21 protein-coding genes and 1 pseudogene are annotated in these 21587 nt (G+C 57.7%); 15 read left to right on the top strand and 7 right to left on the bottom strand.

The genetic code is table 11. The features are described from left to right. Positions 1–410: 410 nt before the first annotated feature. From BLR72_RS15710 to BLR72_RS15680, 7 genes are all read left to right on the top strand, one after another. Positions 411–1100, top strand: a complete 690-nt coding sequence (locus BLR72_RS15710; RefSeq protein ID WP_091950295.1) for a helix-turn-helix transcriptional regulator — start codon at positions 411–413, stop codon at positions 1098–1100. Between the two features lie 67 nt (positions 1101–1167). Then, positions 1168–1548 carry a VOC family protein gene (locus BLR72_RS15705; protein WP_091950104.1) on the top strand — a complete coding sequence of 127 codons (381 nt, stop codon included), beginning with the start codon at positions 1168–1170 and terminating at the stop codon, positions 1546–1548. Then, a complete protein-coding gene (locus BLR72_RS15700) occupies positions 1545–1973 on the top strand; it encodes an EVE domain-containing protein (protein WP_091950101.1) in 429 nt (142 codons plus the stop codon). Before BLR72_RS15705 ends, BLR72_RS15700 begins: the two co-directional genes overlap by 4 nt. Before the next feature lie 529 nt (positions 1974–2502). Next, positions 2503–3093, top strand: coding sequence for a response regulator transcription factor (locus tag BLR72_RS15695; protein ID WP_175492375.1), 591 nt, complete (start codon positions 2503–2505; stop codon positions 3091–3093). A gap of 143 nt (positions 3094–3236) precedes the next feature. Beyond that, positions 3237–3956, top strand: coding sequence for an FkbM family methyltransferase (locus BLR72_RS15690; RefSeq protein WP_091950096.1), 720 nt, complete (start codon positions 3237–3239; stop codon positions 3954–3956). Positions 3957–3969: 13 nt separating this feature from the next. After that, a complete protein-coding gene (locus BLR72_RS15685) occupies positions 3970–4497 on the top strand; it encodes a hypothetical protein (RefSeq protein ID WP_139202538.1) in 528 nt (175 codons plus the stop codon). Then, complete coding sequence (locus BLR72_RS15680; RefSeq protein ID WP_091950092.1) at positions 4494–5735, top strand: ATP-binding protein; 1242 nt, start codon at positions 4494–4496, stop codon at positions 5733–5735. Before BLR72_RS15685 ends, BLR72_RS15680 begins: the two co-directional genes overlap by 4 nt. Before the next feature lie 132 nt (positions 5736–5867). Here BLR72_RS15680 and BLR72_RS15675 read toward each other — a convergent pair whose 3' ends face one another. Both BLR72_RS15675 and BLR72_RS15670 read right to left on the bottom strand, forming a co-directional pair. Then, positions 5868–6467, bottom strand: a complete 600-nt coding sequence (locus BLR72_RS15675; protein WP_027229990.1) for a superoxide dismutase — start codon at positions 6465–6467, stop codon at positions 5868–5870. 164 nt (positions 6468–6631) lie between these two features. After that, the gene (locus tag BLR72_RS15670) at positions 6632–7510 is read right to left on the bottom strand and encodes a branched-chain amino acid aminotransferase (RefSeq protein ID WP_175492374.1); all 879 of its coding nucleotides are present in this window, start codon (positions 7508–7510) and stop codon (positions 6632–6634) included. 481 nt (positions 7511–7991) lie between these two features. On the opposite strand from BLR72_RS15670, the gene BLR72_RS15660 reads away from it, so the two are divergent. Next, positions 7992–8705, top strand: a complete 714-nt coding sequence (locus BLR72_RS15660; RefSeq protein WP_091950086.1) for a L,D-transpeptidase — start codon at positions 7992–7994, stop codon at positions 8703–8705. 36 nt (positions 8706–8741) lie between these two features. Here BLR72_RS15660 and BLR72_RS15655 read toward each other — a convergent pair whose 3' ends face one another. Further along, positions 8742–10274, bottom strand: coding sequence for a helicase HerA-like C-terminal domain-containing protein (locus BLR72_RS15655; protein WP_091950084.1), 1533 nt, complete (start codon positions 10272–10274; stop codon positions 8742–8744). 306 nt (positions 10275–10580) lie between these two features. On the opposite strand from BLR72_RS15655, the gene BLR72_RS15650 reads away from it, so the two are divergent. Next, a complete protein-coding gene (locus tag BLR72_RS15650) occupies positions 10581–10946 on the top strand; it encodes a hypothetical protein (protein ID WP_027229994.1) in 366 nt (121 codons plus the stop codon). A gap of 53 nt (positions 10947–10999) precedes the next feature. Here the strand turns inward: BLR72_RS15650 and BLR72_RS15645 are convergent. Then, positions 11000–11763: pseudogene (locus BLR72_RS15645) on the bottom strand (SDR family oxidoreductase). A 211-nt stretch (positions 11764–11974) separates the two neighbouring features. Between BLR72_RS15645 and BLR72_RS15640 the strand changes: the two are divergent. The 5 genes from BLR72_RS15640 to BLR72_RS15620 all read left to right on the top strand — a co-directional run bounded on the left by BLR72_RS15640 (position 11975) and on the right by BLR72_RS15620 (position 17230). Continuing rightward, a complete protein-coding gene (locus BLR72_RS15640) occupies positions 11975–13417 on the top strand; it encodes a methylmalonyl-CoA mutase subunit beta (protein WP_091950082.1) in 1443 nt (480 codons plus the stop codon). Between the two features lies 1 nt (position 13418). Then, positions 13419–15551, top strand: a complete 2133-nt coding sequence (scpA, locus tag BLR72_RS15635) for a methylmalonyl-CoA mutase (RefSeq protein WP_091950080.1) — start codon at positions 13419–13421, stop codon at positions 15549–15551. A 1-nt stretch (position 15552) separates the two neighbouring features. Beyond that, the gene (locus tag BLR72_RS15630) at positions 15553–16545 is read left to right on the top strand and encodes a magnesium transporter CorA family protein (protein WP_091950077.1); all 993 of its coding nucleotides are present in this window, start codon (positions 15553–15555) and stop codon (positions 16543–16545) included. A 77-nt stretch (positions 16546–16622) separates the two neighbouring features. Beyond that, on the top strand, positions 16623–16853 hold the full coding sequence (locus BLR72_RS15625) for an AbrB/MazE/SpoVT family DNA-binding domain-containing protein (protein ID WP_027229999.1): 231 nt from the start codon (positions 16623–16625) through the stop codon (positions 16851–16853). Continuing rightward, on the top strand, positions 16850–17230 hold the full coding sequence (locus BLR72_RS15620) for a type II toxin-antitoxin system death-on-curing family toxin (protein ID WP_091950075.1): 381 nt from the start codon (positions 16850–16852) through the stop codon (positions 17228–17230). Before BLR72_RS15625 ends, BLR72_RS15620 begins: the two co-directional genes overlap by 4 nt. A 52-nt stretch (positions 17231–17282) precedes the next feature. Here BLR72_RS15620 and BLR72_RS15615 read toward each other — a convergent pair whose 3' ends face one another. After that, positions 17283–17756, bottom strand: a complete 474-nt coding sequence (locus tag BLR72_RS15615; protein WP_027230001.1) for a GreA/GreB family elongation factor — start codon at positions 17754–17756, stop codon at positions 17283–17285. A gap of 97 nt (positions 17757–17853) precedes the next feature. Here BLR72_RS15615 and BLR72_RS15610 point away from each other — a divergent pair, with 97 nt between their 5' ends. Continuing rightward, positions 17854–19197, top strand: a complete 1344-nt coding sequence (locus BLR72_RS15610; RefSeq protein WP_091950073.1) for a TIGR03808 family TAT-translocated repetitive protein — start codon at positions 17854–17856, stop codon at positions 19195–19197. Here BLR72_RS15610 and BLR72_RS15605 read toward each other — a convergent pair. Both BLR72_RS15605 and BLR72_RS15600 read right to left on the bottom strand, forming a co-directional pair. After that, a complete protein-coding gene (locus BLR72_RS15605; RefSeq protein WP_091950071.1) occupies positions 19190–20209 on the bottom strand; it encodes an asparaginase in 1020 nt (339 codons plus the stop codon). The genes BLR72_RS15610 and BLR72_RS15605 overlap by 8 nt on opposite strands. 166 nt (positions 20210–20375) lie before the next feature. Beyond that, positions 20376–21542, bottom strand: a complete 1167-nt coding sequence (locus BLR72_RS15600) for an acetyl-CoA acetyltransferase (RefSeq protein WP_091950069.1) — start codon at positions 21540–21542, stop codon at positions 20376–20378. Positions 21543–21587 lie beyond the last annotated feature (45 nt).

Here is a 21587-nt window from a genome sequence, read left to right as displayed (position 1 = left end):
TTCTTTTGATAATTTTCTTTGATGGTAATATTTCAAGTGAAACCGACAGAGTTTGCGTAGCAGCAGAAGAAATTGAATAAAATGCAACGCAATTTAACAATCCCACAATAACAATATATGCACACTTTTTCATGGTTAACCTCTGTTTACGCCGATTATTTTTATTGTTTTACTAGATCAGAGCGGTTCGGAGCTTGCTTTCCCAATTAGTTGCTAGTCGTTATTTTGGAACCGTTACAATTACTGGTCCAATTCGCGAATATTCCAATGTTTTCAGAGCGATAGCTCGCTCAGCCATTGTGCGCTGGAATGTTAGGGTTAATAGAGTTTTAAGCGTGTCGGCGCGCGTCAAACGCCATTTGGTGCGGATACTGACAAAATATGGCATGATATTTCAGAGAGATTTTGCAATGTCCCGATCAGAACGCCTGCTCGACCTTATCCAGATCATGCGCCGCCACCGCCGTCCGGTAAGCGGTAAGGTGCTCGCCGATGAGACCGGCGTGAGTATTCGTACGCTCTATCGCGACATCGCTACGCTCCAGGCTCAGGGCGCGCATATCGAAGGCGAGCCGGGTCTCGGTTATATGTTGCGTCCGGGCTTCATGTTGCCGCCGCTTATGTTTTCCGAAGACGAACTTGAAGCGCTGGTCCTCGGCTCTCGCTGGGTCGAAAAGCAGCCAGACAAACGACTGGCGCTTGCCGCGCGAGACGCACTTTCGAAGATCGTCGCTGTTCTTCCGGATGACTTGCGCAGCGATGTCGATTCTTCGGCCCTACTAGTCGGCCCACCGGGTTCTTCGCCGGATACGATCGACCTCGCCGCGGTCAGGAAAGCGATACGTTCAGAACGCAAACTTGAAATCACCTACAGCGATGGCAATGGAACACAGTCGCGCCGTTTGATCTGGCCTTTCGCTCTCGGTTTCTTTGATCGCGTCCGTGTCGTTGTCGCCTGGTGCGAATTGCGTCAGGACAATCGCCATTTCCGCGCCGACCGGATTTTGGCGCTTCAGACCACAGATACGCGCTATCCCAAACGCCGCCATGCGCTCATCAAACAATGGCGGGAGGCCGAAGGCATACAATCGCTGGATTGAGCGTCTGCTACTGCCAAAAACTGACAGTAGTTGAGGCTAGATTACTCCCGTCAAACAGGAGGCAAAAATGTTAAATCCCAATTTCATGCTGATTTATGTGAAAGATGCAAAACGCAGCCGGCATTTCTATGCCGAATTGTTCGATCGAGACCCTGTAGAGGAGTCTTCCTATTTTGCGATGTTTGTCCTCGATTCGGGCCTCAAATTTGCAATGTGGTCGCGCGAAAAGGTCCTGCCGGCACCCACCGAACAGGCTGGCGGGAGCGAACTGGTTTTCAGCGTCGACAGCGATGCGGCGCTGGAAGCGCTGTATAGTGAATGGACGGGTCTTGGTATCGCCGTAGTTCAACAACCGGCGAGGCTGGATTTTGGATATAGTTTCGTGGCGCTTGATCCGGACGGGCAACGTTTGCGCGTCTACGCACCGGCGGAGGACACTATAGAATGACCCGGCACTGGATCGCCGTCGCATCGGCCGATCACGTCCGCAGGGGGATCAGGGGCGGCTTCATGCAGGTTTGCCACGGCAAGATTGCACCATTGAATCGCATCAAGGCCGGGGATCATGTCGCCTATTATTCGCCAACTGAAATACTCGGCAATAAGGATGAGCTGCAGTCATTCACAGCCATTGGTACTGTAAAAGCCGGCGACCCTCATATTTTCGACATGGGAAATGGCTTCGTCCCGTCACGGCGCGATGTCGATTGGGACGAAGCACATGCAGCTTCGATACGTCCTCTGCTCGACAAGCTTCAATTCACAGCGGGCAGGCCAAACTGGGGCGCCCAACTACGCTTCGGCCTGCTTCAGATCAGCGCTGGTGATTTTGCTCTGATTGAAGTGGCCATGAAAAACAAGACGGCCCCGTGAGAACGGGGCCGTTTGTGCGACTAGCGATCTTGCTGCCTGGATAGTTGTGAGAATCATCGCTCGTTGAAAGGCTTTTTATTTGACGATGGTTTAGGAGCGCTCACTCGCTTCGCTAGTCGGTAGGGAACATAAGGCACGGTAAAGAATGCACGGCCTTGGCAGCTGATTTGTTAGAGACTTTGAACTTTTGAAACCACGCGTAAAGGGCAGCAACCGCCGGCATCGGCGCAGGTCGCTACGCATGTGCGCTCAGCCGATTTTCGAGCTTTCGACCGCAGAAGGCTGGCAATATATCGTTTCATTAACTGCTTCCGGTATTAAAGTGACTAAAGTCTCAAAGGCGTTTTGTTGAATGTGTTCGTTATAGCGTTGGGACTTTTTGGGAAAAGTGACAACGTTGTCCCTATTTGCGCCTATCGAGTTTGTTTATAATTATCCCATTGGTCGGATTGAGTAATTTTTGAAAGATATTTGCATGCCGCCATCCAGTTTCGGGGCTGATCTCTTGGTCGTCGAAGATCAACACTTGATGCGACTCGCCTTGGTCCACGAACTCCAAACCGCATTTCCTGCCTCGGTAGTTCATGCAGCGGGGAGCATAAGTACGGTAATTGAACTGGCCGAATCGATCCCTTTCGCGCTTGTACTCATCGACCCGGGCCTTCCCGGCTACGATCCCCATTCAGCGCGCGACCGACTGCTCGTCATCAGGTCGATCGTGGAGCAGACACCGGCGGCCATCCATGTCGTCATCACCGGCTCGGACAGCCTGGAAGAATGGGAGGCGTGCCAACGGCTCGGCGTTGCCGGGTATATCGCAAAGAACAATCTCAGGCCTGGAGCCATGGCGGAAATCGTGCAGGAAATCGCCGAAGCGGGAAAATCGGTCGGCCTTGACCACGATGAAAGCACCGAGCCGGAGGTCTATCATTCGGCCCTTTCCCCGCGCGAGCAGGAGGTGCTTGCCTGGATGCGGCAAAGGCCGTCCGGCGTCAGCAGAAAGGAAATTTACGATCAGCTCGGATCGCATCTCAACATCGACGCGGCTTCGGCCGAGCGCTATTACAAGCGGGCGAAGGCAAAGCTTTTGAAGATCGGCGTGCTGTCGAATCTGTTTTGATTTGTGTTAATGTCAGGTCGTTGTTTGATTCTATTTATTTCAGCTTTTCCGCACCGGCATGGGGATTTTAAGCGGTAACGACGCTTTGGCACATTGCCGCCCCCTTACCGTTATTGTCTTGCCGCCCGCACATATTTTGTTCGATGGATATTATGAGAATCACTTTCGATACGCACGAAATTATCGTGCCAATTCACCCCGGCGACGTATCCGAGAAAATCTGGTCCGCACTGCAGAACGGTACCTATGAGGCCAAGGAAGCTTTTTGGGTGAAGCGCGCCGTCCGTCCCGGCGATCGAATTCTGGAGCTCGGCACGGGTCTCGGCATCATTGCGTCGGTAATGGCGGCAACCGATGACGTTCGCATTCTGGCATTCGATGCCAATCCTGAAGTCGTCGCGCTGGCGCGGAGGGTGATCGATACAAATGGCTTCGATAATGTGACCATCAGCCACGGCCTTCTCATGGCCGGCGAACCGCGCGAGGTACCATTCTATGTGCGCAAAGATTTCTGGATGTCTTCGACATTCGCAGACCAGGGCCCCTATGAGCACGTCATCACTATCCGGTCAGTGGAAATTGACGAGATCATAGCCGCCGCCGGGATAACGATCCTCGTGATGGACATCGAGGGTGGTGAATACGAGTTACTCCGCGGCGCGCAATTACCAGGTGTCGAGCGCGTCTTCCTGGAGTTGCACGACCACCTTTACGGGCTGGATGGCGTTATGCAGATCATAGCGGCGATGGCGGCGAACGGTTTTGCTTTTGATCCGCGCGGCTCCAGCGGAGCCTGCGCATTGTTTACCCGCGATCTGACGCCACGGGCATTTGACGAGGCTTTCGCCCTTGCCATCGCATAGGTTGCTCAAGGCTTTGTCGCTCGTCGTTTCCGTCGGCCTTGGTCTCGTTGCAGGATGTGCTGTAGCCCAACAGTCGGACGATGGGGCATTTATTCTTCGAGATACGTTAGGTGAGATCGTCAGGAGTTACACGCTTGATCAACTCCGAGAAGAATTCACGCCGCGGGAGCGAACCACCGAAACGCCCTGGAGCCTGGGGGTACCCGCCGGCTTTCGCGGGCCCTTCCTCAAGGACATATTGGCGAGGAACAGCCTCCTCGGCGGCTCATTTGAAATTTCCGCTGCCGACAGTTTCGTAGCCAAGATCAGTTCGGAAGAGATCGAGCGCTACGCGCCCATTCTCGCGACAGAGAAGAAGTGTACGGACGAAGACAAGCACAGCGGCGCCTGCAGCCCCGGCCAAACGTATCGGCGCATGTCAATTGACGATGGCGGGCCCCTTTATCTTATCTGGCCTCTCCACGATTTACCGCCAAGATATCTCCCCAGCCGCAACGCTATTTGGGTTTGGTTCGTCATATCGATCAAGGCTCTTTCATGAAAAGGTATCTGTCGCAAGTTTGCTCGTTTCTGCTTTATGCCAGCCTCCTGATGTCGGTCGGCTTGACGATCTGGGTGCTGCTGCGAACAGATGTCTACAGACGACAGACTGAAGTTGTTTTCGGGCAGAGTTCGGAGGTACAGTGGCGAGCATCGCAATCGCGCGACAAGGTGGCGCGCATTTTCGGCTACCTGAACGTTGCAGTCGAGACTGGGCAGCGTGACCCGCGTCTGCTTACAGAAATCCGGATGCTGCGGTTCAATCTGAAATCGCTCGCGTCGCTCGAATATGCCAAAGATTTCATGCCGCCGAACGACCCTAGCGGGCTCGACCGCTCGATAGGAATGCTCGATATGGTCGTTTTGCCCAACATATTGGCTCAGACGAATTATGATGAAGCTCTGCGCAGCGTCTCCCTGATAGACCTCTACCTCTCCGGACTCCTGAGCGCCACGGTGGACCATAGCCAGACGATAAGTGCTACAACGCGCATCGGTATTGATGCGGCCAGGAATCGTTTGATGTTTTTCGCCGCGCTTTCGGTGATCATCTTGAGCGCCATCGCTATTTACCAGCACAACAGGGAAAAGAGCCGCGAAGACCAGCACATAAGGTCCTTCTCCCTCCTTTTCGCCCATATGACTCGCACGCGTATTGCAGCATTGCGCCTGTTTCTCACCTATATCGATGGGAAAGTTCAACCATCCGTGGAGATGACCGAGGCTGCTCGTGCCACCATTCTCGAACTCGATTCGATCAATGAAGGGCTCATGCTGATCGGCCACCGGCGTTCCGACGCGCGGTCAACGCCGCTCGGCGATATTGTTGCCGAGATCGCCAGCAAAAACAAACAGACTCTGTTGATTCGCGCCAGTGAAGAGGCCTTCGCCATCCGCGTTCCCGCTGCGCAATTCCATCTGCTTATCGATGAACTGGTTCGCAACGCTATCAACGCGATACCAGCGTCCAAGCAGCCGCAAATCACGATAGGGGCCGATATTAATCGCACCTTCATGGGAGCGGCCCGGCTTGTCCTCGCTGTGAAGGATAATGGCAAGGGTATGAGCGCCGACCTGCTCGCCAAGGCCCGCGAACCATTTTTCTCGACCAAGGCGGGTGTCCATGTCGGGCTCGGGCTGACCAATTCAGTCGAATTGGTCAAGTCGATGGGAGGGAGGCTTCAGATACTATCGACGCCGTGTGTCGGAACGGAAGTCCGTATAATCTACCCGATCTGAGAGCCCTCCCCCGCGAGATCATGCTGATATGCTGGGGCGAGCAATCTCACTGTAAATGGTGGCGAGGCTCGCTTGGGCTTAGATAAAAGCGGCCCCACAAGAGGGGGCCGCTTTACTGATCGCAAACAGGGCTTACTTCGCCTTTTCGTAGAGCTCGAGCACATAATCCCAGTTGATGAGATTGTCGACGAACGCTTCGAGGTACTTGGGACGGGCGTTACGATAGTCGATGTAATAGGAGTGCTCCCACACGTCGACACCGAGGATCGGCGTGCCGCCATGAACGAGCGGATTCTCGCCATTCGGCGTCTTCGTGATTTCGAGCTTGCCGTCCTTTACAGACAACCAGGCCCAGCCTGAACCGAACTGCGTGGTGCCGGCGTTGATGAAATCCGTGCGGAACTTGTCGTAGCCGCCAAGATCGGATTCCACAGCCTTTTCAAGCGCGCCCGGCAGTTTCTTGCCACCGCCGCCCTTCTTGAGCCAGTGCCAGAAATGCAGATGGTTGTAATGCTGGCCGGCATTGTTGAAGAGGCCGGGATTCTTGCCGAAGGACTGCTTGACGATCTCTTCGAGCGAGAGGTTTTCGAGACCAGCTTCGGCAGCCAGTTTGTTGCCGTTGTCAACGTAAGCCTTGTGGTGCTTGTCGTGATGGTATTCGAGCGTTTCACGCGACATAAAGGGCGCAAGCGCATCGTAATCATACGGCAGTGCGGGCAATTCGAAAGCCATGGAAGTCTCCTCTTCGATTAATTCTGTGACCGGATTGGCAGCCCGGCTGGGTACCGGTACTTTGGTCGCCAATCCTGACAAAACCTGCGTTCGTTACATAGGTCCCAATTACTTCAGGAGCAATGCAAAACGGATCAATATTTCAGGCCGTGGCCTTCGGGGGGTTAAATTTTCGGCGTGGAATGCGCAAACTCCCAATAAAGCTCCCGCGCCTTCTTGGCGATCGGACCCGGCTGAAGATCGCGATCCTCGATGCGGGTAACGGGAACGACCTTCGAATGGTTCCCCGTCGAGAAAATCTCGTCGGCGCTGAGGAAATCGTGAACGCTCAACGTCGCCTGCGTTGTGCGGAAACCGTAGTCGGCAAGCACATCGATCGTGCGGGCGCGCGTGATTCCGGAAAGGAACGTCCCGTTGGGCGCAGGCGTGAAGATGTGACCGTCCTTGACGAGGAAGATATTGGAGGTGCCGGTTTCCGCGACATTGCCAAGCATGTCGAGGACGAGCGCGTTGTCGAAGCCACGGGATTTCGCTTCCGTGATCGCCCGTGCATTGTTGGGATAAAGGCACCCTGCCTTGGCGTTGGTCGGCATCGTCTCGAAGGTCGGGCGCCGGAATGGCGAGACAGTGACCGAGAAACCGCTCGGCGCAATCATCGGCGCCTCATAGAGGCACAGGCAAAACCGCGTCGATTCCGGATCCGCGGGTACGCCCATATAGCCGCCATGCTCGGCCCAATACATCGGCCGGATATAAACGGCGGTATTGCCGTCGAACTTCTTTAATCCATCATGGGTCAGCCCGATGATTTCGTCGACGCTCATCGTCGGATTGAGCCCGAGCGCAACCGCTGAGGCATTCACGCGCGCCGCATGACGGTCGAGATCGGGGGCAACGCCCTCGAACCAGCGCGCTCCATCGAAGACCGATGATCCCAGCCACATCACATGGCTGCGCGGGCCGATGAGTGGCACATTTCCTTCAAACCAGTCGCCATCGACATAGGTCCATGTCAATGTCTGGGCTTGCGTACTGACGGCCATGATGCTGCTTCCATTCCCTGTGATCTGCTTTTCCTATCGAACGGCCAATTGCCTTCAAAATCAATGGCAGTTTCGGCTTCAAACGCCAAGTACCTATTGGCTCTTCATGTTCTTAGACGAAGGTCTAATTGCCAAAATGCGCGGACTCCAGGATTATAAAATCACAGTGTTCCTGCTCCTCGCCGTTTCTCCCCTTTGGCGAGGGTATCTTAACAGACCCGCCAAGGGTCTGTTTTTTTATGTCGATCCGATCGAACAATTCGGCTCGTTGGCAGCAAGCGAAACGATCTTTCACGAAGTGTTTATCCGCCGGTGAACGCGCTTTCAGTCGTTCCCGCGCCGTTTTGTTGCTTGGCAGCAACAGTGGCGCCGCCGCCTTCATTGCGCCCTATTGTAATCGGCTCGCGGCCATAATCATTGTGCGTCTAGAGCAACCACAAGCGTTTGTTCAAACCCATCCTTCCACGAATTTGGTTCAATCATGCAAAATACAATATCACGTCGCGGCTTTCTTGCGGCGTTGACTGCGACGGCCGCCGCCGGCCTCTCCGGTTGCGCTACAATCCGCGACGATCTTCCTGTCATCCAGGTGGACGACGCCGGCAATCCGCTCATGCAACCGCAAATGGATGTGGACCCGGCATTTGCTTCCTTCGCGGAAATGTACTCCGCCCGGGAAGACGGCGGACATTCTCTGCCGGCCATACCGATCGCCAAGATGGACAAGCGCTATCTGCGCCAGATCGTCCCCGATCCGACAGGTGAGCGCCCCGGAACGCTTGTTGTCGACACCAACGACAAGTTCCTCTATCTCGTACGCGAAGACGGCCAGGCTGTTCGCTACGGCGTCGGCATCGGCAAGCAGGGCTTTTCATGGTCCGGCCGCGCGGTGGTCCAGTGGAAGCGCCATTGGCCGACCTGGACGCCGCCAGACGAAATGATCGCCCGCCAGCCGGACCTCGTAAAGTACAGCGCCCGGAATGGCGGCATGGAGCCCGGTCTCAAGAACCCGCTCGGCGCACGCGCGCTTTACCTATTCCAGAACGGTGTCGATACGCTTTATCGAATACACGGCTCGCCGGAATGGTGGTCGATCGGCAAGGCGGTCTCGTCCGGCTGCGTCCGACTCATCAATCAGGATGTGATCGATCTGTACGATCGCGTTCCGAACAAGACGCCGGTGCTGGTGATCTAGCGAACTGACGAAAAAGGCCGGCAGGAACCCGCCGGCCTATCGCCGGCTCAGGCTTCCGAGGATGCCCCGCACCAGAGCACGCCCGAGCGAGCTACCGACCGAACGGACGACGGACTTCATCGCCGCCTCGGCCACCGTCTGGCGGCCCCGCGGCTGACCACCGCGCGGACCGGGCTTGCTGCTGCCGCCGAGAATATCCGGGAGCGTCCAGCCACTCGTGCTGTCCGCTTCCTCGACCTGTTTGGCTGCGTCGGCTTCGGTCTTGGCCTGTTCGGCCTTCTTCTGCAGGAGTTCGTAGGCGGATTCGCGATCGACCATCTCGTCATACTGACTCGCAACGGGGCTGGCATTGATCAGGCGCTGGCGTTCGTCGCTGGTCAGCGGTCCGATGCGGCCGGATGGCGGCCGGATCAGCGTGCGCTGAACCATGGATGGCACCCCCTTGTCAGCGAGCGTCGAAACCAGCGCCTCGCCCGTGGCGAGGTTGGTGATTGCCGCGAATGTATTGAAGTCGGGGTTCGGCCGAAACGTATCGGCGGCCGTTTTCACCGCATTCTGCTCACGCGGCGTATAGGCGCGCAGTGCATGCTGCAGCCTGTTTCCGAGTTGCGAAAGTACGGTCTCCGGTACATCCAGCGGATTTTGCGAAATGAAGTAGACGCCAACGCCCTTCGAACGAATGAGGCGAACGACCTGCTCGACACGGGTGAGCAGCGCCTTCGGCGCTTCGTTGAAAAGCAGATGCGCCTCATCGAAGAAGAACACCAGACGCGGCTTCTCCGGATCGCCCACTTCGGGCAATTCCTCGAAAAGCTCCGACAGGAGCCAGAGCAGGAATGTCGAATAGAGGCGCGGATTGTTCATCAGCTTGTCCGCCGCAAGAACGCTGACAACGCCGCGCCCATCGGTGCCGGTGCGCATGATGTCGGCGATCTTCAGGGCCGGTTCGCCAAAGAATTTCGTGCCGCCCTGCTGCTCGAGGACAAGCAGCGAGCGCTGGATCGCTCCGACTGACGGCTTGGTGACGTTGCCATATTTGGTAGAAAGCTCTTCGGCCCGCTCGGCGACGTTGACCAGCAAGGCCTGCAGGTCCTTCATGTCGAGGAGCAGCAATCCGTCCTCGTCGGCGATCTTGAAGGCGATGTTCAGCACCCCCTCCTGAGCGTCGGTCAGGTTCATAAGGCGTGAGAGCAGCAAGGGGCCCATTTCCGAGATGGTGGCGCGTATAGGATGTCCCTGTTCGCCGAAAATATCCCAGAAAATAACCGGCGATGCGCTGAACTCATAGGGATCGAGCTTCACATCGGCGGCGCGCTTGACGAGGAAGTCCTTCGCCTCGCCTTTAGCGGCAATGCCGGAAAGATCGCCCTTGATGTCGGCGCAGAACACCGGGACGCCTGCTTGGGAGAAGCCCTCGGCGAGCACCTGCAGCGTCACCGTTTTGCCGGTGCCGGTCGCGCCGGTGATAAGGCCGTGCCGGTTGCCGAACTTCAGCAGCAGCGATTCTGCCTGCTGGTAGCTGTCGTCGGGTTTGCGGCTTGCACCAAGAAAAATGCTGTCAGCGGCCATGTCGTTCGATCCTCGCAGGAAGTCACTCACTACACGGTATAGACAGCCAATCTGGATGCGACAATGGTTGCTTGGGAATAATGGCGAGGGCGAGCCAGCATGAGCGTGTGTGACGGGACCGTTCACGTAGATTTGCGTGAACTTCGCACCTGCGTCTCAATGTCCAGCCGTCAGTTTTCCGCTGTTCAACGATAATTTGCCGAGGTGCGTTTTAGAGCTGTCATCCAAGCTGAAATAGACTTGTGCGGCGCGGATTTCGCGCATATTACGTAAACGTAATTTATGACGAGACGGGAGATTAGGCTCATGGAAGAACTCATCGCGCGGATTTCCGCCAATGTCGGCACCGATCCGGCAACCGCCACCAAGGCCGTCGGCCTGATCCTCGCTTTCCTGCAGAAGGAAGGTCCGGCGGACAAGGTCGGCGAACTCATTGCAGGCTTTCCCGGTGCCGAAGCCGCCATAGCCGAGGCGCAGTCGGGTGGCGGTCTGCTGTCCGGCCTGATGCCGGGTGTGATGGGCCTTGGCTCGAAGCTTATGGGGCTTGGGCTCGGAATGGGCGAAATCAGCGGCATTTCCAAGGAAACCATCGCGTTTGCCCGCGAAAAGGCCGGCAGCGGCCCGGTTGACGAAGTGGTCAATTCGATACCCGGCCTCAGCCAGTTCGTCTGATTTTATGCCATTTTTATAAAAGCGCGCGCCGCCTGGCGCGCGCTTTACCTTTTTCAGGTGCGATTGATCGAAACACCACCATCCACGAGCATGGCCGATCCTGTCGTGAAGCTTGCTTCATCCGAGGCGAGGTAGAGCACCGACTGGGCAATCTCGTCCGGGGTCGCAATCCGCTTCAGCGCGTGCATTCCCTCGACGAATGCGCGCTTCTCGGGAGTATCGGTCCAGGCATCCGCCAAGCGTGTCGCAGTACCGCCCGGCAGGATCGCATTCACTCTTATGCCGCTCGGCCCCAACTCGGCCGCAAGCGTTTTCATGAGGCCTATGATTCCCGCCTTGCTCGCCGCATAGGCAGCAGCGCCCGGCATTCCCGCCGTGTAGCCGACGAAAGTGGACGTGAATATCAGCGAACCACCACCGCGACGCTGCAAAGCCGGTATTTGATGTTTTGCGCCCAGAAAAGCGCCCGTCAGATTGACGCCGAGTGCGTTGCGCCAGCCTTCGAGCGATATTGCGGCGCTCGGCCCCATTTCACCATTTATCCCAGCATTGTTGAAAGCGATGTCGAGCCCCCCAAAACGGCTCTCCGCCAATGCCACCGACGCAGCAGCAAATTCTTCGTCCGTGACATCTCCCGCAAGTGCGGCCGCCCTGCCCCATTGCTCTCGATGGCATCGACAAGCTGTTCGAGTTTATCCCGACGCCGTGCCGTCACGACCACGTTTGCACCCTCGTTCGCAAATAGCAGCGCCGTTGCACGGCCTATCCCGGAACTTGCACCGGCGATAAGCGCCGTCTTGCCTTTGAGTCTGTCCATTTTTGCTGCCTTTCAGGTTTCGATCCTGATGCAGAAATTCCACAACCGCGAAGTACCAGCCACCCGAAACCTGCGCGTTGTCCAACACTGAGCAAACGTGGCAAAAAAGCCCGCTTTCTCAATATGTTGGCCAAACGGCACTTTGCTTTGTTGCGAAGCAGCATGAGTCCTCCTAAAGTCGCCGACAAAAATGCGCCGACCGGGAGTAAGCATGGACTCGTCACTGATCAAGGAAACGGAATTTGCGGCAATTGACCGGGATATTTGGGTCAAGGTTGCGCAAAAGGCCTTGAAAGGCGCCGATTTCGACGAATCCCTGACGTCCAGGACCGACGATAACATCAAGATCGAGCCGCTTTACGAGCGCCGGCGCAAGGCGCAGCTCACGCCGCGCAAGAACCCTGCGCAGCCGTGGCGTATCGTCCAGCGCATCGACGATCCGGATCCGGCGCGCGCCAACAAACAGTTGCTTGAGGATCTTGAGAACGGCGCTACCGGCATCGCTCTCGTCTTCGAAGGCGCGCCAAACGCCTTCGGCTACGGCCTTCCCTCGACCCGCGAGGCTGTCGACGAAGTGCTCTACGGCGTTCATCTCGACATGATCCACCTGCGCATGGATGTGCACCCGCGCAGCCGCGCCTGTGCCGACTGGTTTGTCGACTATATGCGCCCGCGCGACGTCAACCCCAAGACGCTGAGCTTTTCGCTCGGCATCGATCCGGCGGCGACGCTTGCCGGTACGGGCCGGCTTCGCATGACGCTTGCAGCCTTGAAAGCATCGCTGCCGCAGTCCCTCTCGGGTTTCTTTTCGCCTGACCTGCCGGGCATCGTTCTCGAAGCCGATGGCCGCGTCTATCACAATGCCGGCGCTACCGAGGCGCAGGAACTAGGCGCCATGCTGTCGATCGCCGCCGGGCATTTCCGGCTGTTTGAAGAAGCACGCCAGCCCATCGTCTATGCGGCGCCGCATCTCGGCTTTGCGCTTTCGCTCGATCAGGACCAGTTTCTGTCTATCGCCAAGATCAGGGCCTTGCGCCGGCTGTGGGCGCGGCTGCAGCAGGTCTGCGGCAGCGTTCGCCCTGCTCCCGCTGTGATCCATGCCGAAACCTCGATGCGCATGATGACGAAGCGCGACCCCGAAACCAACATCCTGCGCACGACGATTGCCGCTTTCGCCGGCGCGGTCGGCGGCGCGGACTCGATCGCAATCCTGCCCCATACGATCACCCATGGCCTGCCTGATCCGTTTGCCCGCCGCCTCGCCCGTAACACCCAGCTTATTCTCGCCGACGAAAGCAATCTCGCCTTCGTCGCCGATCCGGGGTGCGGGTCCGGGGCTGTCGAGGGGCTCACCGAAGCGCTGTGCAAGGCGGCATGGAAGGAGTTCCAGGCGCTTGAGCGCGACGGCGGTATTCTGCAAAGCCTCGTCGACGGCAAATTCCAGGCGCGCATCGTTGAGGCCCGCGACCGGCGCGCAGCCGAATATGCGTCGGGCAAACGGGCCATCGTCGGTACGACCATCTTTCCGCCGAAAAAGGAAAGGCCGGTACAGGTAATCGACGCACCGCACATGCCGCTGCCGACCGACGGCGTTGTACATTGCGAACCGCTGAGCTTTCCGCGCATAGACGAAACCTTCCAGGCCGCCGAGTAAAATGAGAATTCCGGATTTCACCACCATCGATTGGCAAGAGCCGAAACCGCTGCCATCCAGGCTCGACAGGTCAAGTTGGAAGACGCCTGAAGGGATCAAGGTCAAGCGCAGCTATGGCGACGCAGCCGTTAAAAATCTTCCGCATCTCGACAGTTATCCCGGCGCCGCGCCCTTTATTCGCGGCCCCTACCCGACCATGTATGTGCAGCAGCCCTGGACGATTCGCCAATATGCGGGCTTCTCGACCGCCGAAGAATCCAATGCATTCTACCGGCGCAATCTTGGTGCTGGCCAGAAGGGCTTGTCCGTTGCGTTCGACCTTGCAACGCATCGCGGCTATGACAGCGACCATCCGCGCGTTGCCGGCGATGTCGGCATGGCCGGCGTCGCCATCGACTCCATTCTTGATATGCAGCAATTGTTCGACGGCATCCCGCTCGGCGAGATGACGGTTTCGATGACCATGAATGGCGCCGTCTTGCCGATCCTTGCGCTCTATATCGTTGCGGCCGAGGAGCAGGGGGTCGCGCAGAAGCAGCTGGCGGGAACCATTCAGAACGACATTCTGAAGGAGTTCATGGTTCGCAACACCTATATTTATCCGCCGCAACCATCGATGCGGATCGTCTCCGACATCTTCTCCTACACGTCGGAGAACATGCCGAAGTTCAACTCGATCTCGATCTCCGGCTATCATATGCAGGAGGCCGGTGCGACCGCCGATCTCGAACTTGCCTATACGATTGCCGATGGCATCGAATATGCCCGCGCCGGTGTTGCGGCTGGCCAGGACATCGACAGTTTTGCGCCCCGCCTCTCCTTCTTCTGGGCGATCGGCATGAACTTCTTCATGGAAGTCGCCAAGCTGCGCGCGGCGCGCCTGCTCTGGGCAGCGCTGATGAAGAAGAACTTCAATCCGAAGGACGAGCGCTCCCTGTCGCTGCGCACCCATTCCCAGACGTCTGGGTGGTCGCTGACCGCGCAGGATCCGCACAATAACATCATGCGCACGATGATCGAGGCGATGGCGTCGACGCAGGGGCACACCCAGTCGTTGCACACCAACTCCTTCGACGAAGCGCTGGCCTTGCCGACCGATCACTCGGCCCGTATTGCACGCAATACGCAGCTGATCCTGCAAAAAGAATCCGGCACCACGCGGATCATCGATCCTTGGGGTGGATCGGCCTATGTCGAGCGCCTGACGTACGATCTTGCGGCGCGGGCTCTGGCGCATATCGAGGAAATCGAAGCGCTCGGCGGCATGGCGAAGGCAATCGAAAAAGGCATTCCGAAAATGCGCATCGAGGCTGCGGCGGCGCGCACGCAGGCCCGGATCGACAGCGGCCAGCAGCCCGTCGTCGGTGTCAATTCCTATCGCCCGACGCAGGACGTCGAAGTGGACGTCCTGAAGGTCGATAATGCGGAGGTCCGCGCTCGCCAGCTTGCCAAGCTCCAGAAACTCAAAGGCACGCGCGATGTTGCTGCGGTCGATGCCGCACTTTCCGCGCTGACAAGCGCAGCGAAGGCAGGAACCGGCAATCTCCTCGATTTTGCCATCAAGGCTGCGCGCGCCCGCGCGACAGTGGGCGAGATTTCCCTCGCGCTCGAAAAGGCTTACGGCCGTCACGTGGCAGAGATTCACACGATCTCCGGCGTCTACCGCAAGGAGATCGGCAGGAGCGACGCGGTCGACCGGGTACAGGCGAAGGCAGCCGCCTTCGAGAAGCGCACCGGAGAGAAGCCGCGCATTCTTGTTGCCAAGATGGGACAGGACGGCCATGACCGCGGCCAGAAGGTTATCGCAACCGCATTCGGCGATCTCGGCTTCGAGGTCATCGTTGGCGCCATGTTCCAGACACCTGAGGAAGTTGCCGATCTTGCCGTTGAAAGCAATGTTCGCATTGTCGGCGTATCATCGCTTGCGGCAGGCCATCTTACCTTGGTGCCGGAACTTAAGGCAGCTTTGAAACGTCACGGCCGCAATGACATCCTGATCATCGTCGGCGGTGTCATCCCGCCGCAGGATTTCAACGCGGTTCTCGAGGCCGGCGCGACCGCGATCTTTCCGCCTGGCACTGTCATTAGCGAGGCCGCCGAAAAGTTGATCGATAAATTGCTGGATTCATTGTGACATGATCTTTGTTTATACGCTCGAAGACGATTACCTGATGGCGAGCGCCGCACTTGCGGGCGCTGAGCTGCCGGCAAACACCGTTTGGGTTGACCTCCTCAACCCGACGCACGAGGAAGATCATCACGTCGAAAGCTGGATGAAGGCGTCGATCCCGACCCGTGACGACATGCATGAGATCGAGGAATCGAGCCGCTTCTACGCCGAGAACGGTGCGCAATATCTGACTGCTCCAGTCCTGTACTCCACAGGCGAAAACAGCCATGGCATCGGCCCGATTTCTTTCATCCTGACGGGTCAGCGCCTGGTTACGGTACGCTATACCGAGCCGAAATCGTTCAACCTCTACATCAGCCGCGCGACAAAGCCCGGCAACGGCTTAATCAACAACAAATGCACGGGCGTCAGCATCCTTCTCGGTCTTATCGAAGCAGTGACCGATCGTCTCGCCGACATCCTCGAAGACGTTGCCGGCCGAATTGATCTGAACTCGCACGCAATTTTCCGGCGCTCCGAAACCGACAAGCCGATGACCACCAAGAATTTCAGGGACAGCCTCAACCAGATTGGCATAACGGGTGCGTTCCTGTCGAAAGTACGTGAAAGCATCACCGGCGTTAGCCGCCTCCTCGTCTATATGACCGCCTTCACCAACCAGGAGCCGTACAAGAAGGATACGCGTGGGTGGATCAAGTCCCTGGAGCGCGACACGCAATCGCTGAGCGCCTATGTAGATTTTCTTTCAAACAAGGTGACGTTCCTACTGGACACCGTGGTTGGCCTGATCTCGATCGAACAAAACGCCATCATCAAGATATTCTCGGTGGCGGCCGTTGCCTTCATGCCGCCCACCCTTGTCGCCTCGATCTACGGCATGAACTTCCATCTGATGCCGGAACTCGACTATCGATGGGGCTATCCAATGGCCCTTTGCATTATGATTGCTTCGGCGGTGGTTCCGCTCCTGATATTCCGCAAGAAGGGCTGGCTGTAGCGCACCCCACGAAGGTCTTACTTGAAGATTGGCGATTTGCTGTGTTATAATTTTTGTTATAACATTGGAGCTGAGCCATGAATGTCACGTTACGAAAGATCGGCAATTCCGAAGGCGTGATCCTGCCAAAGGACGTTCTCGACCGCCACAACCTCAAGGCAGGCGATCAACTGGTTCTGACTGAAGACGCCGATGGCCTTACTCTTCGGGCTTTGCACGATGATCCCGAAGCGTTTGAGAAAAAAATGCAGATCGCACGCGAGCGTATGAAAAAGTACGAGACCGCCTATCGCGCTCTCGCCAAATGATCGAGTTCCATTCTCGCGAGTTCGTGGAGTCGCTTCACGCGGAGCAACTGCGCCTGCACGGCGGCGCTCCGGGTGTGCGCGACGTCGGAATGCTTGAATCAGCTATAAATCGGCCGCTGCAGAAGGAAGCTTACGGCGACCCCGATCTTTGCGAGCTTGCCGCGGCCTATCTCTATGGCATCGTCAAAAATCAACCGTTCATTGACGGCAACAAACGCACCGGATTCGCGGCAGCCGATCTGTTTCTCGTCTTCAATGGGTTCAGCCTCGAAGCACCGGCTGAGGACATCATCCAACTGGTTTTAAGTGTCGCCGCCGGCGAAATCGACGAGACCGGCGCGGCGATGTTTTTCCGCGACCACATTGAAGCGATCTAAAATTCAATGATTTGAGTCGGCTGGCTTAGTTGTCTTCAGTTGTGATTCAACTTCAAGGCGAGACGGCTATTTTCGTGATTTCCCATTCGTGACCGTTCAACTCGAACGTATCGCCGACTGACTTTCCGAACATCACCTTCGCCATCGGCGCCACGTGCGAGATCTTGCCGTGGCTGGCGTCGACCTCATCCTCACCGACAATCTGCCAGGTCTGGGTCTTTCCCGCATCATCGGCAATGGTTACGCTCATGCCGAAACGCACAACATCACTCTTCGGATCGGGATGCGAGACTTCGGCCGTTTCGCGACGTGCCGTCCAATAGCGCAGGTCGCGCGACGCCCGGGCGATCAACTCGCGATCCGCTTCCGCGTTGCCCTTGGCCAATTCCTCGTGCAGCGCGGCAATCTCAGCATCGATCATGGCGAGGCCGCGTTCGGTTACGAGATTGCGATGCGGACTGATCGGACGTTCGCCAAAATCAATCGAGGCATTGCTGTCGTCCTGTTTGGTAAAAGCACTGCTCATTACTCCAAAGTAGGGATTGCCCGCCCCAACAGCAAGTGCAATCCTTTGATGTATCCAGACCCTCGCTCTATTCTGCCTGCAACGCCAAGGAACAATCATGATCAGCAGACGACTTGTCCTCGCCGGTCTGACCGGGGTCGCCTTCAACCACGGCTTCCAGCAGGTTGCGCAAGCAGCATCCACCGCGTCTGCGCCGCTCAACGCCGTCGATTATGGTCTTCAACCGGGATCGACACAGGATCAAACGGCGAAATTCAACGCGCTTCTCGAGAGCGCAAGCGCCAAAGGCAATCAGGTTTTCCTGCCCGTCGGGACCTATATCGTTTCCGCCATCCTATGCCCGTCCTATGTCAATATTCTCGGCGTGACCGGCCAAAGCCGCATCGTCTATGCGGGCACAAGCGGCTTTGTCCAGGCAAGCGACTCCAAGCTGATCCAGTTCACCGGCCTCGTTTTCGACGGCAACGGAAAGCCGCTCGGCGACAAGGCGAAGGGGCTCATCGAGGCCAACAATGTCAGCACCTTGTTGATCCGCGATTGCACAATCGTTGGATCGGCGCAGAACGGGCTTTCGCTCTTTCAATCGGGCGGCGCAATCGACGGCAACCGGATTTCGGGCGTAGCCGACGCCGCGATATTTGCCGCCAATTCTACGGGCCTTGCGATCACCCGCAACACCATCAGCGATTGCGGCAATGGCGGCATCCTTGTTCATCGCTACGACAAGGGCCGCGACGGTACCATTATCAGCGGCAATCGCGTGCAAAAGATCCGGGCCGATTCCGGCGGAACGGGCCAGAACGGCAATGGCATCAATGTCTACAAGGCCGATAATGTCATCGTCGCAGACAATGTCGTCAGCGACTGCGCCTTCACGGCCGTGCGCGGCAACAGCGCGGGAAACATCCAGATCACCGGCAACAATTGCACGGCAAGCGGCGAGACGGCGATTTACTCCGAGTTTGCGTTCGAGGGCGCCATCATCGCCAACAATATCGTCGACGGCGCCGCCAATGGCATATCGATCGTGAACTTCGACGATGGCGGGCGCCTCGGTACCTGCACCGGCAATATCGTACGCAATCTGTCGGTGAGGGGCCCATATGCAGGCACGTTCGGCATCGGGATTTCGGCGGAAGCGGATACTACCATTACCGGAAATCTTGTTGAGGGCGCACCGACATACGGCCTCCAGCTCGGTTGGGGACCTTACATGCGCAATCTCGTTGCCAGCAGCAACATCATCCGCAATTCCGGCGAAGGCATCTATGTAACGGTCGTCGATGGGGTTGGACCGGCCATCATCACCGACAATATCATCCAAGGTGCAGCCAAAGGCGCGATTGTCGGCCACAAGTGGGATGAGGTTGCGATGAAGGATCTCACCCAGAAGGGCTCGGCCTATCCCAACCTCGTCGTCGAGCGAAATATCGTCAGTTAATATCCGCCTCAGTCAGTTCTTCCGTCGGGCTGATGACCCCATAGGTGATGCCGTTCCAATTGCGCATTTCGCGATCGGCAAACCTATCGAGTTTCGATTCAAGCTCGGCTTCATTGCGGAAAATACGCGCCAGGACCGTCGCAATCATTGCCTCGGCAGCGCGCGTCGCTCCATCGTCGCACTTGACGGCGATGCCGAGCCCAAGCTCGGGGACGGCTCCGACAAAGACACCCTCCGCACCCGTCTTCACAAATATGCGGCCCGGCGCCATTTCCATAAGTTCGGTGCAGGCGCGGTGTCTGCCGGCGACATAGAAGGGAGCGGCCATCGCCGCGTCCATCAAGCGACGCGCCGCCTTCGCGCGCTCTGGCGCAAGGTCGGTCCCCGTCGCCATGCGCGCAAAGCCATGCGCAAGGTTCTTCAGGGGAATAGCATAGGTCGGTATGGAGCAGCCGTCGGTGCCGCAATAGTCCAGCGTGTGGGGAGCGCCGGTAACGCTTTCCATCGCTTCGCGCACCATATCCTGTTCAGGCGAGCCCAGCGCCGAGTAGCCGCGCGTCTCGACGCCAAGGTGCCGGCAGGTGCAAAGAAACCCCGCATGCTTGCCCGAGCAATTGTTGTGGAGCGCCGTCGGCTCCTGCCCGCTCTTGGCCAGCGCAATGAGTACCGGCTGCTGTGTCGGCCAATGGGCGCCGCATTCGAGCGCCGAAACATCAAGGCCGGCTCGTGCCAACATGTCGGCTGCCCGGCTCACATGCTGGGGCTCGCCGGAATGCGATGCGCATGCCATGGCAAGCTCCTCATTGCCGAAACCATAAGCATCGGCTGCGCCGCTTTCGACAAGCGGCAGCGCCTGGATCGCCTTGATCGCGGAGCGCGGGAATGTCGGGCGCTCGATATCTCCGAGCGAATAGACGATTTTGCCGTCGCCATCGGTGACAACTACCAAGCCGCGATGACGGCTTTCGACCGTTTCACCGCGGAAAACCTCAACGAGGACCGGATTAGTCATGGGAGATCATCTTTCAATTGGGTCGAAAATCTTGCGCCTCGCCGATTTATAGGCCCTCCCGCCATCGATACCAAGCTCGCCAAGCGGAATCATTTCATGGGGTTGGCGCGCGAAGCTGAAAGGTTGAATCAGCGCCTTCAAGCGCCAATTCAACCTGTGGCCGAACCTATTTGATCCGTTCGAGAACGGAAACGTAGTTGGCGACCGCCGCGCCGCCCATGTTGAAGATGCCGCCAAGCTTTGCGCCGGGGACCTGGATGCCGCCTGCCTCACCGGTAAGCTGCATCGCCGACAAAACGTGCATCGACACCCCACTTGCACCAATCGGATGCCCCTTCGCCTTGAGTCCCCCTGACGGATTGACCGGAAGGCGACCATCCATGGCAGTCTCGCCCTCGAGCGCGACCTTGGCGCCCTCGCCCGGTTTCGCCAGACCCATCGCTTCATATTCGATTAGTTCGGCAATCGTGAAGCAGTCATGAGTCTCGACGAAGGAGAGATCGTCGATTGTAACACCGGCCTGCGCCAAGGCGCGCTTCCATCCTAACGCGCATCCTTCAAATGAGAGGATGTCACGCTTCGAGATGGGCAGGAAGTCCTGAACATGCTGGGCGGCACGGAATGCCACGGCGCGCTGCATTTTGAGTGCAGTCTCCGTATCGGTGAGGACAAGCGCCGCGGCGCCGTCGGAGACGAGTGAACAATCGGTGCGCTTGAGCGGGCCGGCCACGAATGGGTTCTTTTCGCTCTCCTGCCGGCAGAATTCATAGCCGAGATCCTTGCGCATCTGCGCATAGGGATTGCCGACGCCGTTCTTGTGATTCTTCGCGGCGATCATGGCAAGCGCATCGGACTGGTCGCCATATTTCTGGAAATAGGCGGCGGCGATCTGGCCGAAAACGCCGGCAAAGCCCGCGGGGATATCGCCTTCCTCGGGAAGGTACGATGCTTTCAGCAGATTTTTGCCGATCTCCGGGCCGGGTGTAGAGGTCATCTTCTCGACGCCGACGACGAGTACAACCTTGGCCGCGCCCGCCCGAATGGTCTTGATCCCCTGATGAACCGCCGCCGATCCCGTGGCGCAGGCATTCTCCACGCGGGTCGCGGGCTTGAAACGCAGCGAATCGCTGGCCTGGAGAACGAGGCTGGCCGTGAAATCCTGCGGCGAGAACCCCGCGTTGAAGTGCCCGAGCACGATCTCGTCGACATCCTCGGGACCGATCCCGGCATGCTCGAGCGCTCCGATCGCGGCCTTGACGATCAGACTTTCGACCGTTTCACCCTCGAGTTTTCCAAACGGCAAATGCGCCCATCCGACGATGCAGGCTGTCATCTTGTTTCCTCCACAAATGTCATGGCCATTGACCTAACCACGATC

The organism is Phyllobacterium sp. YR620, assembly GCF_900104165.1.
Taxonomy (GTDB): Bacteria; Pseudomonadota; Alphaproteobacteria; order Rhizobiales; family Rhizobiaceae; genus Phyllobacterium; species Phyllobacterium pellucidum.
The sequence above is the reverse complement of the archived record's forward strand: the minus strand, read 5'-3'. Positions and strand labels throughout refer to the sequence as shown.

Excerpts from the sequence above, each read along its gene's own strand:
- BLR72_RS15710 (WP_091950295.1), top strand. The coding sequence starts at position 411 with ATGTCCCGATCAGAACGCCTGCTCGACCTTATCCAGATCATGCGCCGC.
- BLR72_RS15705 (WP_091950104.1), top strand. The coding sequence starts at position 1,168 with ATGTTAAATCCCAATTTCATGCTGATTTATGTGAAAGATGCAAAACGC.
- BLR72_RS15700 (WP_091950101.1), top strand. The coding sequence starts at position 1,545 with ATGACCCGGCACTGGATCGCCGTCGCATCGGCCGATCACGTCCGCAGG.
- BLR72_RS15695 (WP_175492375.1), top strand. The coding sequence starts at position 2,503 with ATGCGACTCGCCTTGGTCCACGAACTCCAAACCGCATTTCCTGCCTCG.
- BLR72_RS15690 (WP_091950096.1), top strand. The coding sequence starts at position 3,237 with ATGGATATTATGAGAATCACTTTCGATACGCACGAAATTATCGTGCCA.
- BLR72_RS15680 (WP_091950092.1), top strand. The coding sequence starts at position 4,494 with ATGAAAAGGTATCTGTCGCAAGTTTGCTCGTTTCTGCTTTATGCCAGC.
- BLR72_RS15675 (WP_027229990.1), bottom strand. The coding sequence starts at position 6,467 with ATGGCTTTCGAATTGCCCGCACTGCCGTATGATTACGATGCGCTTGCG.
- BLR72_RS15670 (WP_175492374.1), bottom strand. The coding sequence starts at position 7,510 with ATGGCCGTCAGTACGCAAGCCCAGACATTGACATGGACCTATGTCGAT.
- BLR72_RS15660 (WP_091950086.1), top strand. The coding sequence starts at position 7,992 with ATGCAAAATACAATATCACGTCGCGGCTTTCTTGCGGCGTTGACTGCG.
- BLR72_RS15655 (WP_091950084.1), bottom strand. The coding sequence starts at position 10,274 with ATGGCCGCTGACAGCATTTTTCTTGGTGCAAGCCGCAAACCCGACGAC.
- BLR72_RS15650 (WP_027229994.1), top strand. The coding sequence starts at position 10,581 with ATGGAAGAACTCATCGCGCGGATTTCCGCCAATGTCGGCACCGATCCG.
- BLR72_RS15640 (WP_091950082.1), top strand. The coding sequence starts at position 11,975 with ATGGACTCGTCACTGATCAAGGAAACGGAATTTGCGGCAATTGACCGG.
- scpA (WP_091950080.1), top strand. The coding sequence starts at position 13,419 with ATGAGAATTCCGGATTTCACCACCATCGATTGGCAAGAGCCGAAACCG.
- BLR72_RS15630 (WP_091950077.1), top strand. The coding sequence starts at position 15,553 with ATGATCTTTGTTTATACGCTCGAAGACGATTACCTGATGGCGAGCGCC.
- BLR72_RS15625 (WP_027229999.1), top strand. The coding sequence starts at position 16,623 with ATGAATGTCACGTTACGAAAGATCGGCAATTCCGAAGGCGTGATCCTG.
- BLR72_RS15620 (WP_091950075.1), top strand. The coding sequence starts at position 16,850 with ATGATCGAGTTCCATTCTCGCGAGTTCGTGGAGTCGCTTCACGCGGAG.
- BLR72_RS15615 (WP_027230001.1), bottom strand. The coding sequence starts at position 17,756 with ATGAGCAGTGCTTTTACCAAACAGGACGACAGCAATGCCTCGATTGAT.
- BLR72_RS15610 (WP_091950073.1), top strand. The coding sequence starts at position 17,854 with ATGATCAGCAGACGACTTGTCCTCGCCGGTCTGACCGGGGTCGCCTTC.
- BLR72_RS15605 (WP_091950071.1), bottom strand. The coding sequence starts at position 20,209 with ATGACTAATCCGGTCCTCGTTGAGGTTTTCCGCGGTGAAACGGTCGAA.
- BLR72_RS15600 (WP_091950069.1), bottom strand. The coding sequence starts at position 21,542 with ATGACAGCCTGCATCGTCGGATGGGCGCATTTGCCGTTTGGAAAACTC.